Here is a 19,889-nt window from a genome sequence, read left to right as displayed (position 1 = left end):
TCAATCCTCCTTTAGGGTTTCCAGGTAGGCGCGATCGGTGTCACTTAACTCTGCCGCGTCCAGCAGCTCTGGGCGGCGCTGCCATGTTCGCGCCAGCGACTGCTCGCGGCGCCACCGGTCCACGCGGGCATGGTCACCAGAGGTCAGCACGTCCGGGACCTTGAGGCCGCGCCACTCGCGCGGCTTGGTGTAGCTGGGCCCCTCCAGCAGGCCATCGGAGAAGGAATCCTCTTCGTGCGAGCGCCGGTTCCCCAGCACTCCGGGGATAAGGCGTACCACAGCTTCGGCGATGACCAGCACGGCCACCTCGCCGCCGATGAGCACATAATCGCCGATGGACACCTCTCGCACGCGGTAGCGCTGCGCGGCATCCTCGACGACGCGCTGGTCGATGCCCTCGTAGCGCCCACACGCGAACACAATGTGTTCCTCGGTGGACCACGCTTGTGCATCGGCTTGCGTAAAAGGCTTTCCCGCGGGAGTCGGCACGATAAGCAGCGGCTTGTCCGAATTCTCGCTTTCGCCATAGGAGCGTGCCTCGACGCCATGGATGTCGTCGTGGCGCGGCTTGCTCAGGTGCGGCAGAGCGCTCTGCAGATCCCGGGTCGAGGCGGTGCCAGAGGAGACGTCGTCAAGCGCCGGCCCCCAGACCTCAGGCTTCATCACCATTCCGGGGCCACCGCCGTAGGGGGAATCGTCGACAGATTTGTGCACGTCGGTGGCCCACTGGCGCAGGTCGTGCACGCCCACCGCAAGCTTTCCCTGCTCGATGGCCTTGCCCAGCAGCGCGTGGCGCAGCGGGTCGAGGTACTCCGGAAAAATGGTGAGAACGTCAATCCTCATAGGTCGAGCAGCCCTTCCGGCGGGGTGATGGTGCAGGTCCCCGCCTCCAAATCAACCTCCGGCACGATCTCCTCCACGAAGGGAACGAGCGCTTCTTTACCTTCGGTGAGAGTGATTTCAAGGAGGGACTGCGTGGGACCGTGCGTCACGCCGGTCACCTCGCCCACCTCCTTCCCGTCGAGGAGAACGCGCAGGCCTTCCAACTCGTGGTCGTAGAAGCCGTCATCCTCGGGATCATCCAGAGGTTCGGCGAAGAACTGGGTGCCGCGCAGGGAATCCGCGGCCGTGCGGTCCGGGATTTCCTTGAACGTGATGAGCAGGCGCCCCTTGTGGGCGCGCACCGCCGCGATGGTGAGTTCGTGTTTCTTCTTGCCTTGTGTGCCGTGGAGAACCTCGCCGACGGCGAATCGGGTCTCAGGGGAATCGGTGGTCACCTCGACGGAGACCTCGCCTTTAATGCCGTGGGATTTCACCACGCGACCAATGAGTAGTTCCATGCCTGCTAGCTTAACGGGCTACGCTGGGGCGGCATGACTGAGCTTCCGATCAATGATGTGACCACCTTTGGCGACGCCTCCCACAACAGCGCCGCCCTCACAACGCTAAACCTGCTCGATGAGGCGCCTGAACCGAACCCATCGCGCCCCAGACCAGCCGTTAAGCGGGTCCTCAGCGCCGATGGCGCGAACCTCATCCTCTTTTCGTTCCTACCTGGACAAGACCTACCTGACCACAAAGCCGCGCACCCTATCACTGTCCAAGTGCTACAAGGAGCGGTGACTTTTAGTTGCGGAGAAGAAGAGCACGTGCTCGTTCCCGGACAAATCGTGCACCTTCCGGCGCGCATACCACATGCGGTGTCCTGCAGCGATCAACCTGCACTCATGCTGCTCACCATATTAACGCCGAACATTGGCGCGAATGTCTAGACTTTTAGTACGATACTTTTATTGTGAGTAGTTCGAAGCCGTATCACCATGGAAATTTGCATGAAGAGATCCTCCGGGAGGCCATCAAGCTCGGCCGGGAAGGTGGACCGGAGGCGGTGACGATTCGCGCGGCAACGCGCGCGGTCGGTGTCTCCCCGACAGCCGCCTACCGTCACTTCAAGGACCAAGCCGCGCTTCTCGACGCCGTCGGGGCCGTCGCCACCTACGAACTCATCACCAAGCTCAGCGATACCTTCGAAACGACGGAGGGCACCATCATTGACAAAATGATGGCGGCCGGTTTCACCTACTTCCACCATGCCTTGGAAGAGCCGCACTTCTTTATGTGCATGATGGCCGCGAGCAGCTTTGATATTCCGGCCGGGCTCGTAGCCGCGGCTGAGGGGCCCGGCGAAGACCCCCGTGTACAAGCCATGTTCAATTTCTACGGCTACATGGCACAGTACGCGCGCTCGATTGGCCAGGAACCCAATAGGCAACACATGATGCAGAATTGCCTAGCCGGATGGTCCACGGTGCACGGTTTCACAGTCTTGTGCCTCAGCGGTCATTTGGGATCGCTACCGGAGAAAAAGGTGGAAGCTATAGCGCAGTCGGTTATTGCCTCCGCTGTCCGCGGGTTGGACTTCGAAAATCCTCTGGAGGTCCGCCTCCCACGGCCGAAAAACTAGATAATCCCCGCGACCTACAGGTCAGCGGGGTTAATCTTTTAGCCGAGTAGAACTTACTCTGCGGACTCCTCAGCGGAGTCGGCCTCTTCAGCCTTAGCGGCCTCTTCCTCAGCCTTAGCAGCCTCAGCGGCAGCGGCTTCCTCAGCAGCCTTCTCGGCGGCAGCCTTAGCCTCGGCCTCTTCCTTGGCCTTGCGCTTCTTCTCGGTGATAGCCTCGATGGTCGGGCCGTTGTTGGCCTCAGCCAGTGCAGCGTTGAAGAGGTCCAGCTTGGACGGCTTCGGCTCAGCAACCTTCAGGGTGCCCTCTGCGCCCGGCAGACCCTTGAACTTCTGCCAGTCACCGGTCACCTTGAGCAGTGCGAGAACCGGCTCGGTCGGCTGTGCGCCGACACCCAGCCAGTACTGAGCGCGCTCGGAATCGATCTGAATCAGGGACGGCTCCTGCTTCGGCTGGTAGATACCGATGTTCTCGATAGCCTTGCCGGAGCGACGGGTGCGTGCATCAGCAACGATGACACGGTACTCAGCGTTGCGGATCTTACCCATACGCTGCAGCTTGATCTTAACGGCCATGATTGGCTCCTTTTCTAGTCACCGGGCAGTTCAGACACGCGCCGCTTGGTGGCGCGCCGGTTCAACCCTTGAGTTTTATCCTGCGCGTGACGTGCCGGCCGTCCGTAGGCGGTACCGACGTTACGCAGAGATGAAGTTTTACGTGTCCTCCACGCGGTGCGTGAACAACCTCAACAACTTTAGCGGAACCCACACGAGATAGGAAATTCCCCTTAGCTCTTGCGTGGTTAGGCCTTACCCCGCGAAGGGGGTAGTCTGTAATGCGGTTATTTCGACGCCACACAATCCTCTTTTTATGAATAAACAAGCCCCCTCTACATTCCGCTACCGTTATGACCTCGACGGCCTCCGCGGCATCGCGATCGCCTTGGTTGTTCTGTACCACGTCTTCGTTGGTCGTGTCTCAGGTGGCGTCGATGTCTTCCTCCTGCTTTCCGGTTACTTCTTCTTAGGCTCGCAGCTGCGCTATGCCGCACGGCCGAATGCCTCCCTGAACCCGTGGTGGCCCATCTGGCGCACGCTCCGCCGGCTTGTTCCTTCCCTCGTGCTCGTCATCGGCGTGAGCTATGTGCTTGTCCGGCTCTTCGCGCCGAAGCTCATGAACACGGAGCTCACCAAGCAGATCACTGCGACGGTCTTCTACTACCAGAACTGGGAATTGGCACGGCAGAACGCTGACTACGCCGCCGCTTCAGCAACAACATCGCCTCTGCAGCACATGTGGTCCATGGCAGTGCAGGGCCAGTTCTACCTACTGGGCATCTTCTTCGCCCTTGGCTTGGCCGCTTTCATGCGCCTGCGCCCAAAGAACACGGGGCTGCGAGAACAGCGCTTCTCTTCCATTAATTCCATCGCTGGCCCGATTCTCCTCGTAGTTACCGTCGTCTCTTTTGCCTATGCATCCCGCGACGGACTCTTCGGCACCCCCGAAAATTACTACTCCACATGGTCTCGCGCTTGGGAGCTGACTTTGGGCGCAGTGCTCGTCATTTATGGTTCGCACCTGCGCATGCCGCAGCGCCTGTCCAACCTCGCCACGGCTCTCGGCTTGGCGGCTCTGGCTAGTACCGGCCTAGTTATCTCCGACAGCTTGGCCTTCCCTGGGCCGCTGTCTCTTCTGCCCATCGGCGGTGCAGTACTCATCATCATTGGTTCTGGCGGGTCGTTCTCGCGGGTGCTCACCACCCGGGTATCTCGCTGGCTCGGTGATATCGCCTACCCGCTCTACCTGTGGCATTGGCCGCTACTCATCATTTCCATCGCTGCGCTCGGTCTTGAGACTCCTCCGTGGTGGCTCGGATCCATCATCATCGTGGTGTCGCTGGGCTTGGCGGACGTGACGCACCGTTTCGTCGAAAAGCCCCTGCGCCAGCACCGCAAACGCCCGCTTGCCGACGACCTCCCCGTCCACCGCGGTTTCGCCGACCTTCGCACGCGCACCGGCGCTCTGCGCGGCGTTGGCGGAGTCGTCGTCGCCGCCTGCACCGTTGCACTCGTGGCCGTTCAACCGCTGTGGCTGCGCAGCCTACAGGAGGCGAACCACGAAATCCTCGACCCGAAGCTCTACCCAGGGGCAACGACCTTCGTCGAGAACATCACGCCGCCTGAGAACGTAGAGATCAAGCCTGATCCGATTCTCGCGCGTGGCATCCAGCCGCCAGTCGCCGATAACTGGTGCTTCATCCCGGAACAAGAGCCAACGGACTACTTCATCGAGACCCAGAAGGACGGCGTGACGCCGTGCATCTTTGGTGACGTTGATTCCGACGTCGAGGTCTACTTAGTAGGCGGTTCGCACGCGGAGCAGTATTCTTCGGCCTTGGATCACTTGGGCCGCGAGATGGGTTTCAAGCTGGTTCCGCTCACCCGCGTGGGTTGCCCCATTGAGCTCGGCGATGAACTGAGTGTCAAGCCTTCTTGCGCCGAGTGGAGCAAGGAAGCGGTCAAGCGCATTATCGACGCGGACCCGGCCCTCGTAGTCTCTAATTCAACGCGCCCCGGTCAGCCCTTGGGTCACGGCCCAGACGCTGTCCCGCCCGGCTATAAGGCCTTCTGGGACGAGTTGGCCAAGCACGATATTCCCTTCTTGGGTTTCCGTGATAACCCGTGGGGATTCGATGAGCACGGCAATGGCCTCCAGTTTGATGAATGCTACGTAGCCACCCAGGATTCCCTCGGCTGCGGCATGCGTTTCGAAGAGGTCTACGCTCCCTATGACCCCGGCGCCGAAGTCCTCTCCCAGTACAAGAACATGCTGGCCGTGGACACCTCGAAGTGGTTCTGCGATGCCAACGGCGATTGCCCGGTCATCATCGGCAACATCATGGTCTACCGCGATATGCACCACTTCACCAAGGCCTTTGCGGATTCGGCCATCCCGCTCATCCGTGAAGCCATCACCCCCTTCCTCAATGGCGAGACGGTGCAGCAGCAGCCCCCGCAGATTCCGACGGACAGTCCCATGGTGCCCCAGACCGCTGAGACGTCACCGGCCACACCCGCGGTGCCTATCCCCTATCCTGCATATCCAGCAGATAAAGCCATTTAGTCCAAAAGGGCCGGCGCTAAAAAGCGCCGGCCCTTTCTTAACGAAGAATGCTGCTGCATTCTTCGTTATTTCTTTTTGCCCTGCCCAAAGTCCAGGTTGTTGAGGTCGATATTCTCCATGCCCTTGGGCATCTTGATATCGCCTAGCCCGGGCATGCCGCCGCCGAGCTGTTCCTGCATCTTCTGCAGTTCCTGCATCGACGGCATCCCGCCACCCATGCCAGGCATTCCCCCACCACGACGCTTCGGCGGCTTGCGCTTGCCATTCTTGCCCTTGCGGCCCTTCGGCTTCTTCTTGGTAGCGGAACGCCCACCGCCCATGCCCGGCATGCCAAAACGACCGGCCATCTGCGACATCATCTTCTTGGCTTCGGTGAAGCGCTCGATGAGCTGATTGACGTCAGAAACGCTCACACCAGAACCGAGGGCAATACGCTTGCGGCGCGAAGCGTTGAGAATCTTCGGGTTCTCGCGCTCCTCCGGCGTCATACCGCGGATGATGGCCTGGATGCGGTCGAGCTGCTTTTCGTCGACCATGTCGGCGATCTGGTTCATCTTGTTGCCGCCGGGCATCATCTTGAGCAGGTTGCCCATCGGGCCCAGATTGCGCACCATGAGCATCATGTCCAAGAAGTCATTGAGCGTCATCTCGCCGGAGCCCATCTTCTTGGCGGCTTCCTCCGCCTTGGACTGATCCAGCTTGGATTCCGCCTGCTCAATCAGTGTCAGCAGGTCACCCATGCCCAGAATTCGCGAGGACATGCGCTCCGGGTGGAAGACATCGAAATCCTCGAGCTTCTCACCGGTGGAGGCGAACATGATGGGCTTGCCCGTGACCTCACGAATGGACAGCGCCGCACCACCGCGAGCGTCACCGTCCAGCTTGGTCAGGACGACACCGGTGAAGTCCACGCCATCGCGGAAGGCCTCGGCGGTCTGCACTGCGTCTTGACCGATCATCGAGTCAATGACGAAGAGGACTTCGTCCGGGTTGACGGCGTCGCGGATATTGCGGGCCTGCGTCATCAGGGTTTCATCAATGCCGAGGCGGCCGGCGGTATCGATGATGACGATATCGTGCTGGGTGCGCTTGGCCTCTTCGATACCGCGCTTGGCGACGTCCACCGGATCCCCATGGGAGGTACCCATCTCATGCTCGTGGGAATCCAGGGAGGTGCCAGGATCCGGAGCGTAGACGTCTACCCCGGCGCGCTCGCCGACGATCTGCAGCTGCTGCACCGCGCCCGGGCGCTGGAGGTCACAAGCCACCAGCATCGGGGTGTGCCCCTTGGAAGCCAGATGCTTGGAAAGCTTGCCCGCCAAGGTGGTCTTACCAGCACCCTGAAGGCCGGCGAGCATGATGACCGTCGGCGGGTTCTTCGCCAGGTTCAGGCGGCGGGTCTCGCCGCCGAGAATCTCGATGAGCTCCTCGTTGACGATCTTGACTACCTGCTGCGCCGGGTTCAGTGCCTCAGAAACCTCGGCACCTGCCGCGCGTTCCTTAATGCGCTTAATAAAGCCGCGCACGACGTTGAGCGAGACGTCCGCCTCCAGCAACGCCAGACGGATTTCGCGTGCTGTGGCATTGATGTCCGCCTCGGTCAGCTTGCCCTTGCCGCGCAGGCCGGACAGGGCTGATTGCAAGCGGTCAGACAAAGACTCAAACACGTTAAAAGTGCTCCCTCAACTATCGTGGATAAATTTATAACTTCCCCAGCTTAGCCGTTGACCAGTGCTTGGGTCACATTCCGGACCAGGGTGGCACGGGGGACGTCGCCAAGCGGCACTGCGTGAAGCACCATCGTGGCGCCCGGTGTGGTGGTGGATAGCCACTCGCACTCCGGAAGCAGCGCCAGCACGTGGCCTAGGGTACCTGGGTAGTCATCAATTCGAACCTCGAAGACTCCCCTGGTCCACATCGCAGTCGCGGGCCCTGGTACAAAATCCGGCAGCACCGTGTAAGTTCCGGATTTATAAGACTGCACGAGGCGTTCCTCTACCGTTGCGAGATCGATGGCACCGTGGAGGGCGCGGATATCGAATTCGCCGGCATAGCCCTCCTCAGTGCGCACGAGGCGCGAGGAGAGGATGTTCCAGCCCAACGCTGCGATGAGCGCCAGCGCGCGCACAGCCTCCCGTTGGTAGCTGCCGCGCCACAGGACGGTAAAGCTGTCATCCTCGGGGTTGTGGCGCAGTCCGATATCACGGTCGGCGGCAACCAGAGGACGAACTGGTCGAAGTGCCTCCAGTTGTGCGAAAGCGCGGCCACTGACCGCTTCGATTCCCTTCTCCAGCCTGCGGTTCCACACGCTAGGACCGGTGGACTCGGCATCGGTGCGGGCGAGCACAACGAGGAGCGCCAGAGTCAGGTAGTCATAACGCACGGCTTCGAGGAGCTCGTCACGCGCTTCATCGGATAAGGGGTCCGTGCGGGAGACGATGCGCGCCAGAGTGGTGTGCTCTGCGACCACGGTTTGCACGCGGGAGCGATCCGCCAGGTCGAGACCAAGCTTGGCCGCGGCACGCGCCACCATCTCCGCCCCCACCAGCTCGTGAGGGCGGCCATATCCTTTCCCAATATCGTGGTAGAGCCCCACCAAGAGCAGCAGATCGGGCCGCGCCACGGAGGTGCGGGCTTCTGCACAGCGCGCGACGGTAAGGATGGAGTGATAGTCCACGGTGTGAGAGTGCGTGCGCTCCCGCGGCAACAAGCCTCGAATGTGCTCCCACTCTGGGACGATTCGCTCCCACAGGCCATGGGCGTCCATCTCCTGGATGAGGCGCGGAGTGTTGAGGGGCGAGGACAATAAACTGAAGAATGCATCCGTCGCAGCGGCGGGCCAGCGTTCGGGCAGTTCCGGCAACTCGCGCAGCTGTTCCCAGACATGAGGCGGGACGCTTCTGCCCGAGCGCGCTGCGGCGGCGGCCACGCGCAAAAGCAACCACGGCTCATCCAAGTTGGCGGTGCGTGCGAGACGGATCTCGCCCCCGGCATCAACCACCCCGATATCGAGGGGTTTGCGTGTGCGGTTGTGGCTGCGTTTGGATACGACTCCCCGGGCAGTCGCCAATGCCCTCTCCACGGCTTTGTCTACCGCAGTAGCAGCGGTGACGACGGCCGCGGACAACTCATAACGGTCGGCGAAACCAAGCTCGTGGGCGATCTCCGCGGCGAATTCGGGGTCGAGGACGTCGCGGTGCCGGCGGGCGGTGACGTGGAGGAGCGTGCGGACGTCGAGAAGCAAGGCCTGCTCCTCCTCAAGTGCTGGGGCATCCGCGAGGTTGCCGAGGGCGAGCGCCCGCAGGAATTGGATATCGCGCAGGCCGCCGCGCCCATTTTTAATATCCGGGTGGGTCATCGTGGCCAGGGTGCCGGAGCGGCGCCAGCGGGTGATGGCGAGGTCGACGAAAGCGTCGAAGTTGCTCTGCAGCAGGCGACGCCACGAGGCATAGACCTGGGCGCGGGTAGAATCTACCAGCTGCTTATCGCCGGCGACGAAGGCCAGGTCCAGCTGCGCGAAGCCGGCGGCGGGATCAGAACCGGCGATGGCACCGAACTCGCGCGGAGTGCGCACAGCGTAGTCAAGCCGGTATTTGGCATCCCAGATGGGGTACCAGATTTCGGCGACCACATCTTCGGGCAGCTCCATATCATCCGGGTGAAGGAGGATGAGGTCGAGATCCGAAAAAGGGGCCATCGCCCGGCGGGCGAAGGAACCCGTGGCGGCAAGCGCACAGCCGGGCGGAAGCTGCAGGGACTGCGTGAGATCTATCGCCGAGGCATAGGCTTCCTCACGCAGTTGAGCGGCCGTAGACACTTCTTACAGGGCTGCCTCGCCGCGCTCGCCGGTGCGCACGCGGATGACGTCCTCAACAGGAGTAATCCAGATCTTGCCGTCACCGATCTTTCCGGTATAGGCAGCATCAACGATGGCAGAAAGGATATCCTCCACCTGTTCGTCGGAGGTGACTACCTCCAGCTTGACCTTGGGTACGAAGTCGGTGGCATACTCGGCACCACGGTAGACCTCGCTGTGGCCGCGCTGCTGACCGAAACCCTGGGTCTCGGTCACGGTCAGGCCGTGCACGTCGTGCTGCTCCAAGGCCTCACGGATTTCCGGCAGCGTGAACGGTTTGACGATGGCAGTGATGAGCTTCATCTGTTACTCCTTAGCTCCGGCGGTGTCGACCCGCGGCTGGACGGTTGGTGCAGGATTAATCCTAGCGTCGTGGGTGTGGCGGCGGTGCGACGCCACGGACTCACGGAAATCATAAGCGGTCTCACGGTGCTCAGACAGATCGATGCCTTCGGCTTCATCATCAATCCGCCACCCCAGGGTGGCGCGGATGATGAGTGCCGCCACCAGAGTAATAGCAGCTGAGAACAGCATCGCGACGATCGCGATGAGCGCTTGGACGACGAGCAGCTTGAGGCCTTCCGAAAAGTGCCCAGTGAGGATGCCGTTATCCGTGGCAAAGAAGGCCAATCCGACGGTTCCCCACAGACCAGCGCACAGGTGGACTCCAACGACATCCAGGGAATCATCAAAGCCCCAACGGTACTTCAGGCTGATGCACAGACAGGCGATAATCCCGCCGAGGAAGCCGAGGGCGAGAGAACCGAGCGGGCTGAGCGCTCCTGCCGCCGGGGTGATGGCGACGAGTCCCGCAATAGCGCCGGATACTGCGCCAAGCGAAGTAGCGGCGTGGTCTCGGATGCGTTCGACCAGCATCCAGCCGAGCATCGCTGCGGCCGCCGCAACAGTGGTGTTGAGCCATGCCAAGCCTGCTAGCCCATCCGCAGCGAAGGCGGAACCGCCATTGAAACCGAACCAGCCGAACCACAGAAGCGCAGCGCCCAGCATCACCATCGGGAGGTTGTGGGGCCTATCGATGTGCTTCGGAAAGCCCGCGCGCGGGCCCACGACGATGGCCAGAACCAGGGCAGCCGCACCAGCGGAGATGTGCACGACGGTACCGCCGGCGAAGTCGATGGGAGCGATGAGGGCCTCACCGTTTGATACACCGAAGAGCCACGCTGCGAGTGAGCGCGGGGCATGGGAGAGCACTCCCCCCGCCCCACACCATGTGGGCGAGCGGAAAGTAGGCGAAGGTCACCCACACGCCTGCGAAAGTTAACCACGCGGAAAACTTCACGCGGCCGGCGAGGGCACCGGAGATGATGGCTATCGAAATAATGGCGAACGTGGCTTGGAAACCGATGTCGATGACGTTGGGATAACCAGCGCTACCGGCAATGTACTCGGCGGCGGGCCCGGTGATTTGGCCGCGCAGCCCCCAGGCTTCAAACGGGTTGCCCACGATTCCCGCCAGCGAACTGCCCGCATAAGACATTGACCATCCCCACAGGACGTAGAGTACTGGGACCAGCGCTAACGCGCCGAAGGACATCATCATCATGTTGAGGACGTGGCGATTGCCCGCCATTCCGCCGTAGAACAATGCCAATCCGGGGGTCATGAGCAGCACCAAGGATGCGCTGATCAGCATCCACGCTGCATCACCGGACGAGAATGCATCAGGAGTCATAGTTCAACTAACCTCTTTTCTATAACTTGATAGGTACAGTTCCCAAAATACCTATAGCTCTATAGATTTAGGAAGAAGTATGAGTCCTAGATCACATCCACGATCTAAAAAGCGGTGAGAACAGCACTATCCTCACCGCTTTCCTGAAGCTTCTCCCCTAGATTTCTTCCTCAGAGGCTTCAACTGTCTGCATACTCTTGCGCATGCGCTTGGCGTACTTCACATCCGTGACGGTCACGCCGTAGATGGAACGGCCCATGTAGAAGGAGCCCACCGACGCGATGATCCACACGCCGAAACACGCGATCATGACCTTGATCAGCGACCACAGGGAAAACCCGTTCTCAGCAAAATCCACGACCAACTTCGCCACAAGCAGCAGCGGAACGGCCAAACCGACCGTCGGCCCCAGCAGGTTGACGCGGGTCAGGGCATCGGGCGCACGCCACAAGGCGATGGCGGTCCCAATGACCAAGACCGTGGCTACGACCAACAGAATCGAGGCGATAATCTCCGCGATAGTCATGGTCTTACCTCCTACCCTTCGAGATGATGCGGGCCATCGACAACGTCGGCAGAACGCCGGCCGCAATAGCCGCGAGCATGGCGATGTCATAGACGATGGACGCGTGATTAGTCATGGACCACGAAATATACATGCACAGCATGCCGTAAAAGACCATGTCACTCATCACGGTTCGGGTGAGCTCATCGCGGGAGCGCAACGCCAGCACCAACGCCGCGCACACCGATGCACCAATGAGGAAAATACAGACAAAAACTACCCATTGAAAGGCGCTCATCGAGGAAAAATCAATCATTTCTTATCATCCTTTCGGGCATCCTTGTTCTGCGCAACCTGGCGCAGGGGCCACACGGAATACTTCTCCACATCATGCGCGGCCAGCGGGGTATCGTCCGTCTTCGCGATATCGGGTGCACGCATATGGCGGCCCAGCGTATCCAGCGGGTACTCGTAAAACGTGGGCGCGAGCTCCTTTGTGGGGCCCTGACCAGGAACGCCATAGTCAATTCCCTTCACCCGCGGGGCGAGGCGCTCCTCCATATCCGCCAGATCTTCCATGATGCTGGCTGGGTCATCCCCCATGACCGCCTGAACCAGCACGATGCGCGGCAGGCCTTCTGCCACCGGCTCGCGCAAACCCAAGGACAGCGTCCCCGGGGTTGCCGTAATGGACGAGGTGAACCAGAAGATCTCCCACGCGCTAGTCACGCGCAAGGGGTACCGCACCACTACCGGCCGGTAGTTATTCTGCGGCTTGAAGGATTCCGCGGCGAGCGAGAAACCCGCGACGAAGATTTCCTTGATCAGCCATAGCGCGTAGACAACGGCATGCACTGCAGTCTTCATTTAACGGCCCTCCTGAAGGGAGTCGATGTCGGGTAGGGCTACGGGGTCGTCGCCAAGCACTGCGTCTGCATAAGCCTCCGTATCCAACAAGTCCGCTGAGGCTTCCATGGTGACGCTGATGACCGGACCGGATAGAACGAACATGGTCAGCGAGCCCAAAATGAGCGCTGCCGAGGGCGCCATCAGCTTCTTGCGAATCACAAGTTCATCGGGCACCTTCTCCTTGGGCAGGTCCTTGCCCCAGAAGACTCGGCGCCACACGCGCAACATGGCAAGGAATGCCGCGAAGGACGCGATGATGATCACCGTGATTACGGTCCAGGCCCATCCCCCGCCGGTACGGGCGATTTCCGCGACGATGAGGACCTTGCCCCACATACCGGAGAAGGGTGGGAAGCCCACGACGGAGAAGGCACCGGCGGCAAAGATCCACGCGATAATCGGATCACGGCGCGCCAAGCCAGAAAGCTTGTTGAGCCTGCCCGTACCGTAGGTCTCCTCAATAGCACCGGAGGCCAAAATAAGCGAGCCCACCGTGAGCATGTGGTGAATGGTGTACAGGATTCCAGCAGCCAGCGCGCGCTGGGCATCATGGGTAGTGAAGGCCATCATCACGAGGATGAAGGGCATACCGTTGAGCATCTGGTAGCCCAGCACGCGGCGAATGGAGTTTTCAGCTAGGCCGCCGAAAGCACCAACCAGCATGGAGATGATCATGATGACGATGATGAGTGTCCCCCACCGCTGGTCCATATCAAAGAGCTGCACCCACAGGCGGTAGAGCATGTACACCGCGACCTTGGTGTGCAGGCCAGAGAACAGGCCCATGACGGCAGCGGACGTTCCCGGGTAGGTGCGCGGCAGCCACGACTGCACGGGGAACACACCGGCCTTCGCGGCGATGGCGATAACGATGATGCCCGAGGCCACCGTCACCGGACCATTACCGGCGGCAGCACCCGTGAGCGCCGCCAGGTTGACCACGCCAGCCACCGAGTAGATATAGCCCACACCGACCACCAAAAGCGTGGAGGCGAACAAGTTCACCAGCACGAAGGCGCGGCCGGCAGCCAAGCGTGACCAGGTACCAGACATGGTGATGAGGCCATAGGACGGCAGTAGCATGACCTCGATGAACACGAAGAAGTTGAAGAGATCAGCGGTGAGCAGGGCGCCGCACACGCCGGTGATCAAGATAAGCGTCAGCGATGGGTAGTAGCGAGACTTAGTCTCGCCGCCCACGATGGCAAACCAGTTGGCGCCGAAGGCCACGATCATCGTCGTGATGAGCATCAGTGCTGAGAAGGTATCGGCCGCGAAGGCGATACCTGCGTTACCCACGTAGTTACCCACGCTATGCGCCACCACACCGTTGTTCATGGTGTAGAGCAGCAGCGCAAAGGAAGCGAAGATACCCACGCCCGGAACGATGAGCATGATGGCATCGCGCACACGATGCCACGGCGCGAGCAATGCGAGCGCCGCCGATACGAGGGGAACCGCCGGGAAGAGCGGGAGGAGGGCGCTTACGGTGTCATACATCTAGTTGTCCTCCTCTTGTTCGAGTTCTTTCAAACGATCCATCTTGTTGGCCGAGCGCTGCAGAATCTCGCGGTTCTGGGTATCTCGTCCCAGAGTGGAGAAAGCGTGGTCAATGGTGTTGTCATCCACAGGCTCCACGACGTCCGTGTCGTCGTTCGCGCCCATCGCCGCCATGGTCAGCAGGATGGTCGAGGTTGCCATGGAAATCACCACGGCGGTCAGCACAAAGGCTTGCGGCAGCGGGTCAGCCATCTGGTCCATGCCCACCTGCGACGGAAAGGACTCTCCGCGGTAGGAGTACACGCCGGTGGCCAGAAGCATGAGGTTGGCACCGTGGCCGAAGGCCATCATGCCCAGCACGATGTGCACGAGGCCGCGCTGCTGGATGAGGTAGACAGCGCTACCGATGAGCAATGCAATGGTCAGTGCGAGGATCATGAGCTCTTCTCCTCTGTAGCCGAAGTGTGGTGGGGCGAGGACGCGCGGCGGCGTGCCTCGGATTCATTGAGCAACGCCGTTGGGTCCGAAGACGGGTTGATGGATTCGGGGTAGGGGTCATCGACATCCTCCAGCACCACGCGCGGCGTGTTCGGCAACGCGGAATCATCATCGTGGACCCACGGCAAGAAGTCCCGCTCGGTGCCTGGCCGCAGATAGCCACCCAAAGCATTGATGGCCATCGTGAGCATGCCCAGGACCGCCAGGTAGATACCCAGGTCAAAGATGAGCGACGTGGTCCAGTGCTGCCCCAGGGCGTGGCCGTGGATGGCAGTCAAGAAACCACCGGAACTATGCGACGTCGGGATGTAGCCGATGAAGCCAGCTACCAGCGCCACGATAATGCCCACGCCGGTGAGGTGAATCGGGGTCATGCGGCCGAAGACAATCTCATCGGTGCCGCGTGAGAGATACGTCAGGCCGATGGCCGCGCCCATGATGAGAGCAGCCGGGAAGCCGCCGCCGGAAGCCTGGTGCCCGCGGTAGAACACGATGAAGGACATGACCACCAGAATCGGGATGGCAATGGAAATTCCCTTACGCATCGGAACCGAGTTGAGCTGCGACTGACCGAACGGCGCCGGACGCGTACCGGAGGTAAACGGGAAGCGCGGCAGCGTCGAGGTGACCGCGGCGATCACGACGGCGGCCATGCCGAGCACCGACAGCTCGCCCAAGGTATCAAGCGCACGGAATTCCACGATGATGGTGGCCACGACGTTATCGCCGCCAGTGATGTCTGGGGCGTTATTGAGGTACCACATGGACAAGTCGGAGCGCTCGTGGCGGCCCATCAGCGCCCACACACCAAGGAATGCGGTGAGTCCGGCGAGCACCGCCACCACGATGGAGCCAACCTTACGGTTGGTGTTCTGTACCGGGTGGAATTTCTCCGGCAGGTAGCGCAGGACCATCATCATGACGATGACGGACAGCGCCTCCACCGTGAACTGGGTCAAGGCAACGTCCGGTGCACCCAGCAGGAACATCTGCAAGGTCACGCCGGTACCCGCGGTACCAATCATGACCGCCCCCGTGAGGCGGTTGCGGGTACGAACCAAGCCAAACATCGACAGCGCCACGATGCCCAGCGGCAGCAGATCCCACGGGTTGTCCAGGCCATCCACGCGCGGGTTCAAGGCCACGCCGTCGACGCCCGTCGACACCAAAGTGGAGCCCGCAAGAATGATGACGAGGAGGACAATCGGCAGGATGAGCTTCGACGGGTTGTGGGTATCCGACATGCGGCCGACGAAGCGGCCGAAGGCTGCGCACACGTCCTGGATCCACTTCAGGATTTGGTTACCGGTGCGCGGCAGGAGCTGGCGCTCCTCCATCGCGGTCCACAGCGGCGTACGGAAGAACAACGCGATGATGCCAGCGATAAGCACCACCACGGAAATAAGCAGCGGAACGTTCAGGCCGTGCCACAGCGCGAGGTGGGAATGACCCTCCATGCCGATGGCCGCCACGATGTTATCGAGCGGCTTATCGAGCGCTCCCATGACGAAGATGATCGGCACCGACATCACACCGGGCAGCGCCGCGGGCAGCCACAGCCTGACCGGCGCCTCATGAACATGCGACATGTTGCGTGGGCCATCGAAGAAGGCACCGAAGATGATCTTGGCGGAGTAGGTAAAAGTGAAGAACGCACCCACGCCGGCGACGATGAGCAGCAGCACCTGGCCGGTCGAGCCAATTGGTGCCTCCTCGAAGGCGGTGAGCATTCCTTCCTTCGACACGAAGCCAAACAGCGGCGGGACCGCCGCCATGGAGGCAGCACCAATGAGCATGGAGCCAAAGGTCCACGGCATCTTGTTCCACAGCACACCAAGGCGGCGGATGTCACGTGAACCAGCCTCGTGGTCGATGACGCCAATGAGCATGAAGATGGAGGACTTAAACAACGCGTGCGCCAGCGTGTGCACGAGGGCCGCTGCGATAGCGAACGGGGTGCCAACACCAATCGTGGCCACAATCCATCCCAGGTGGGACACAGTGGAGTACGCGGTCAGCTTCTTCAAGTCCGTCTTCTGCACGGCAAAGACCGCCGACATCACTGCGGTACCCATACCGGCGACGATGAGCAGCCAGTTCCACGCTGCAACATCATGGAAGATGGTGGAGAAACGAATCAACAGATAAACGCCGGCCTTCACCACGGCCGCTGCGTGCAGGAAGGCCGAGACCGGCGTGGCGGCCGCCATGGCCTCCGGCAGCCAGAAGTGGAAGGGGAACTGCGCGGACTTGGTAAACGCCGAGACCGCAATGAGAATGGCAACCCCGGCGGTCAGGCCTGGGCGCTCGGCCCACACATCAGAGGCGAGGATGCCCTCGAGGCTCGTGGTCCCCGCAGCCGTTGCGGCAATCGCCACGCCGGACAGCAAGGTGAGGCCGCCGATGAAGGTCAGGATGAGCGTGCGCTGCGAACCGGCCTCACCGGACTTGCCGCTGCGCGCGATCAACATGAACGACGCCAGCGATACCAGCTCCCAAGCCAGGAAGAGCACCACGACGTCGTTAGCCAGCACGAGCAGGAGAATCGACAGCGTAAACGCTGTCATCAGCACATAAAAACTGACGTTGCCTTTACCTTTGGGCAGGTAGGCCGCAGAGTAGGTGAACACCACTGCGCCGATGACGAGAGCCAACATGGCAAAGAAAATGCCCAGTGCATCGCCCCGGAAGGCGAGATTAACGTCAACGCCTGGCGCGATGACATCGCGCACCCACGTCACGGAATAGGACAGTTCTTCGCCCCGGGCCAGTGCCGGAAATTCTTTAGCCAACAGTGCCGCGGCGATAATAAAAATGCCGGCTAGCGGGTAGCCGGCTGCGCGATCAGCAACCTTGACGGCTACTGGTGCTAGCGCCACTGCGACAGCTGCGAGGAGGACGACATACAAGAGTGTCACGAAAGAGTAGCCTCACGAACCGTTGTTAGGGCTGTTTAATCAGCCTCACATAGACAGGACTGTCCTAGACTACCATTGTGACCTCCCCCAAAGCACATCTTTAATGGGACGAAGACGACGAAAGCGCCCCGCAAAGGAGGCGCTGCGTCTCGAAAGAACTTAGGTCTAGCCCAGGGATCTATAAGGACTTACTTCTCCCCCAGCAAGGCATCCACGAAGCCCTCAACCTCAAACGGCGCGAGGTCATCTGCGCCCTCGCCAAGGCCCACGAGTTTGACCGGCACGCCCAGTTCTTCCTGAACCTGGAAGACGATGCCGCCCTTAGCGGTGCCATCGAGCTTGGTCAGAACAACACCGGTGATGTCGACGACATCGCGGAAGATGCGGGCCTGGGTCAGGCCGTTCTGCCCGACCGTTGCGTCCAACACGAGCAAGACCTCATCGACGTCGGTCTTCTTCTCAACCACGCGCTTGACCTTGCCCAACTGGTCCATGAGGTCCACGGAGGTGTGCAAACGACCAGCGGTGTCCACGAGAACGACGTCCACTCCTTGATCTACGCCAGCGGCCACGGCGTCGAAGGCCACGGAAGCCGGGTCCGCGCCTTCCTTGCCGCGCACGGTGGTAGCGCCCACGCGGCGACCCCAGGTCTCCAGCTGGTCCGCGGCCGCTGCACGGAAGGTATCCGCCGCGCCGAGCAAAACGTTGTGTCCCATGGATACGAGCACGCGGGCCAGCTTGCCCGTCGTGGTGGTCTTGCCAGTGCCGTTGACGCCGACAACCATGATGACGGCCGGCTTGCCCTCATTCGGCATGGCCTTGATGGAACGGTCCATCTCCGGGTGGCCCACCTCGATGAGGGCCTCGCGCAGCATGGCGCGGGCTTCCGCCTCGGAGCTCACTCCGCGCTCCGCAATCTTGTCGCGCAGGGAGTCTGTAACCTGCATCGTGGACTTCGTACCCAAATCCGCCATGATGAGGGTGTCTTCGATTTCCTCCCAGGCATCATCATCCAGGTCACCTGCGGAGAGAATACCCATGAGGCCTTGGCCGATGGCATTCTGCGAACGCGACAGGCGCCCGCGCAGCTTGCCCAAGCGGCCGGCAGCCGGCGCAATATCCTCCTGCGGCTGGGCTGCCGGGGCCTCGACGACCTCAGCGTCGTCGGATACCTCTAGTTCCTCCGGCTCAGCCTCGAGTGCCGCGCTTGCCGACGCCGCTTGGGCCCCCGCCGCCGCAGCGGCCTCCTCTGCTTCAGCTTCCTCTGGCTCGGGCTGCGCTTCTGGTTCAGGCTGTGCTTCTACCACTTCCGCTGCCTCTTCTTCGGCTTCAACCTGAGCAGAAGGCTCCTCCGCAGCCGGAACCTCAGGTTCTTCCGGAGCCTCCTCTTCTACCTTCGGGGCTTCAACTACCGGCTCCGGTTCAGCAGTCTCCGGTTCGGTGGCCGGGACAGCTTCCTCTGTGTCCTCTTCATCCTTCTCAACGGCAGCGGCGCCGGAAGCAGCAGTACCAGCGGCAGCAACGCCCGCAGTTCCTGCAGCGGCTAGGCCAGCGGAGGAATCCTTATCCTCTTCCTCCTTTACCTGGTCCTTCTGTGCAGCCGGTTCCGGCTTGGGCTCTGCCTTAGGCTTCGGCTCTGCCTCAGGCGTCGGTTCCACCGCAGGCTTCGCCGCCTTCTGAGTCTCCTCCGTGCCCTTGAGCTGAGCGTTAGCGAGCTCGGTGGCATCGCGCTGCTCAGACTTCTTCTCCGCTTGCGGCTGAGCTTTGGGCTCGGCCGGTGCGGGCTTGTCAGCCTTAGCCGCAGGCACAGGTTCCTTGGTAGCGCCGCCGCCAGCCGGGGCAAAATTAAAACCAGACTTGGCCTGGTAGTTGCCGGACTTCTGCTGCTGGGTCAGCTCCTTCGGCTCCTCCGCGGGCTTTTCAAAGGAGACCTTCTTTGACTCGCCGCGCTTCTTGCCCAGAACAATGAACAAGACCACCAGCAGAATCAGGACGATGACTGCTATCGCAATCCACAGAAAAGTAGTATTCATGCTTTCCATAGTGCCAGGGTTGCCCACGCCAGGCACCATGAGGAGTCCAAAAAGGCACGAACAGATGCCCTCAGTTAACGCGAAGGCTCGACGCCGCGCATCGTGAAGCCATAAAGCACGGTAGCCACGTCCACCGTTGGCTTCTGGTCAGTGTTGGCTATGAGCTGAGAATCCTTGCGCACCTGACTTAGGTCAGGGCGGATGAGCAACGCCACTCTTGGCACTGCTACCTGGTGTTGTTCGGCAGAGGGATGGGGTTGTTCCGCAGTAAATCACTGCCTAAGCCAGGAAGGCGTCCTGCAGAAGGCATCTGGCAAACGGCATCTTTGGGTCTAAAAACGCCATGAGTAAATGGCGTTTTCAGCCGTGAAAACGCCTTATGACTGATGCCTT

At 61.1% G+C, this 19,889-nt stretch carries 17 protein-coding genes and 1 pseudogene; 3 read left to right on the top strand and 15 right to left on the bottom strand.

Features of this window, described 5'->3' with window-relative positions; translation table 11 throughout:
- Complete coding sequence (gene trmD / locus HMPREF2743_RS11600; RefSeq protein ID WP_070744881.1) at positions 1 to 843, bottom strand: tRNA (guanosine(37)-N1)-methyltransferase TrmD; 843 nt, start codon at positions 841 to 843, stop codon at positions 1 to 3.
- The gene (gene rimM / locus HMPREF2743_RS11595) at positions 840 to 1,340 is read right to left on the bottom strand and encodes a ribosome maturation factor RimM (protein ID WP_070818833.1); all 501 of its coding nucleotides are present in this window, start codon (positions 1,338 to 1,340) and stop codon (positions 840 to 842) included. The genes trmD and rimM overlap by 4 nt, the downstream gene beginning before the upstream one ends.
- A 33-nt stretch (positions 1,341 to 1,373) precedes the next feature.
- On the opposite strand from rimM, the gene HMPREF2743_RS11590 reads away from it, so the two are divergent.
- Both HMPREF2743_RS11590 and HMPREF2743_RS11585 read left to right on the top strand, forming a co-directional pair.
- The gene (locus HMPREF2743_RS11590; protein ID WP_070818832.1) at positions 1,374 to 1,772 is read left to right on the top strand and encodes a cupin domain-containing protein; all 399 of its coding nucleotides are present in this window, start codon (positions 1,374 to 1,376) and stop codon (positions 1,770 to 1,772) included.
- A gap of 23 nt (positions 1,773 to 1,795) precedes the next feature.
- Positions 1,796 to 2,464, top strand: a complete 669-nt coding sequence (locus HMPREF2743_RS11585) for a TetR/AcrR family transcriptional regulator (RefSeq protein WP_070818831.1) — start codon at positions 1,796 to 1,798, stop codon at positions 2,462 to 2,464.
- 53 nt (positions 2,465 to 2,517) lie between these two features.
- On the opposite strand, the gene rpsP is transcribed toward HMPREF2743_RS11585, so the two are convergent.
- Entirely contained in the window at positions 2,518 to 3,036 is a 519-nt protein-coding gene (gene rpsP, locus HMPREF2743_RS11580; protein ID WP_070818830.1) for a 30S ribosomal protein S16, read from the bottom strand.
- A gap of 295 nt (positions 3,037 to 3,331) precedes the next feature.
- Here rpsP and HMPREF2743_RS11575 point away from each other — a divergent pair, with 295 nt between their 5' ends.
- Positions 3,332 to 5,584, top strand: a complete 2,253-nt coding sequence (locus HMPREF2743_RS11575) for an acyltransferase family protein (protein ID WP_070744884.1) — start codon at positions 3,332 to 3,334, stop codon at positions 5,582 to 5,584.
- Between the two features lie 65 nt (positions 5,585 to 5,649).
- Here the strand turns inward: HMPREF2743_RS11575 and ffh are convergent, their stop codons facing one another.
- From ffh to HMPREF2743_RS12815, 12 genes and pseudogenes are all read right to left on the bottom strand, one after another.
- Positions 5,650 to 7,251, bottom strand: a complete 1,602-nt coding sequence (gene ffh, locus HMPREF2743_RS11570) for a signal recognition particle protein (RefSeq protein WP_070526920.1) — start codon at positions 7,249 to 7,251, stop codon at positions 5,650 to 5,652.
- 50 nt (positions 7,252 to 7,301) lie between these two features.
- Positions 7,302 to 9,401, bottom strand: coding sequence for a [protein-PII] uridylyltransferase (locus HMPREF2743_RS11565; protein ID WP_070526917.1), 2,100 nt, complete (start codon positions 9,399 to 9,401; stop codon positions 7,302 to 7,304).
- A 3-nt stretch (positions 9,402 to 9,404) separates the two neighbouring features.
- On the bottom strand, positions 9,405 to 9,743 hold the full coding sequence (locus tag HMPREF2743_RS11560; protein ID WP_070526914.1) for a P-II family nitrogen regulator: 339 nt from the start codon (positions 9,741 to 9,743) through the stop codon (positions 9,405 to 9,407).
- A 3-nt stretch (positions 9,744 to 9,746) separates the two neighbouring features.
- Positions 9,747 to 11,133, bottom strand: a pseudogene (locus tag HMPREF2743_RS11555) (ammonium transporter).
- A gap of 157 nt (positions 11,134 to 11,290) precedes the next feature.
- The gene (locus HMPREF2743_RS11550; protein ID WP_070526910.1) at positions 11,291 to 11,659 is read right to left on the bottom strand and encodes a Na+/H+ antiporter subunit G; all 369 of its coding nucleotides are present in this window, start codon (positions 11,657 to 11,659) and stop codon (positions 11,291 to 11,293) included.
- Between the two features lie 4 nt (positions 11,660 to 11,663).
- On the bottom strand, positions 11,664 to 11,954 hold the full coding sequence (locus tag HMPREF2743_RS11545; protein ID WP_070445483.1) for a cation:proton antiporter: 291 nt from the start codon (positions 11,952 to 11,954) through the stop codon (positions 11,664 to 11,666).
- Entirely contained in the window at positions 11,951 to 12,505 is a 555-nt protein-coding gene (locus HMPREF2743_RS11540) for a monovalent cation/H+ antiporter subunit E (protein ID WP_070526907.1), read from the bottom strand. The genes HMPREF2743_RS11545 and HMPREF2743_RS11540 overlap by 4 nt, the downstream gene beginning before the upstream one ends.
- Positions 12,506 to 14,047: a monovalent cation/H+ antiporter subunit D family protein gene (locus tag HMPREF2743_RS11535; RefSeq protein ID WP_070818829.1), complete on the bottom strand. Its 1,542-nt coding sequence runs from the start codon at positions 14,045 to 14,047 to the stop codon at positions 12,506 to 12,508.
- The gene (locus HMPREF2743_RS11530) at positions 14,048 to 14,485 is read right to left on the bottom strand and encodes a cation:proton antiporter subunit C (RefSeq protein ID WP_070526901.1); all 438 of its coding nucleotides are present in this window, start codon (positions 14,483 to 14,485) and stop codon (positions 14,048 to 14,050) included. It abuts the gene before it with no gap.
- Positions 14,482 to 17,463: a DUF4040 family protein gene (locus HMPREF2743_RS11525; RefSeq protein ID WP_070818828.1), complete on the bottom strand. Its 2,982-nt coding sequence runs from the start codon at positions 17,461 to 17,463 to the stop codon at positions 14,482 to 14,484. Before HMPREF2743_RS11525 ends, HMPREF2743_RS11530 begins: the two co-directional genes overlap by 4 nt.
- A gap of 188 nt (positions 17,464 to 17,651) precedes the next feature.
- Complete coding sequence (gene ftsY / locus HMPREF2743_RS11520) at positions 17,652 to 19,496, bottom strand: signal recognition particle-docking protein FtsY (RefSeq protein ID WP_070527591.1); 1,845 nt, start codon at positions 19,494 to 19,496, stop codon at positions 17,652 to 17,654.
- A gap of 74 nt (positions 19,497 to 19,570) precedes the next feature.
- Positions 19,571 to 19,711 carry a hypothetical protein gene (locus tag HMPREF2743_RS12815; RefSeq protein WP_168162408.1) on the bottom strand — a complete coding sequence of 47 codons (141 nt, stop codon included), beginning with the start codon at positions 19,709 to 19,711 and terminating at the stop codon, positions 19,571 to 19,573.
- Positions 19,712 to 19,889: the final 178 nt, after the last annotated feature.

Origin of the sequence: Corynebacterium sp. HMSC036D02, assembly GCF_001836165.1 — a bacterium.
GTDB lineage: Bacteria > Actinomycetota > Actinomycetes > Mycobacteriales > Mycobacteriaceae > Corynebacterium.
This window is presented reverse-complemented; position numbering and strand designations above follow the sequence as displayed.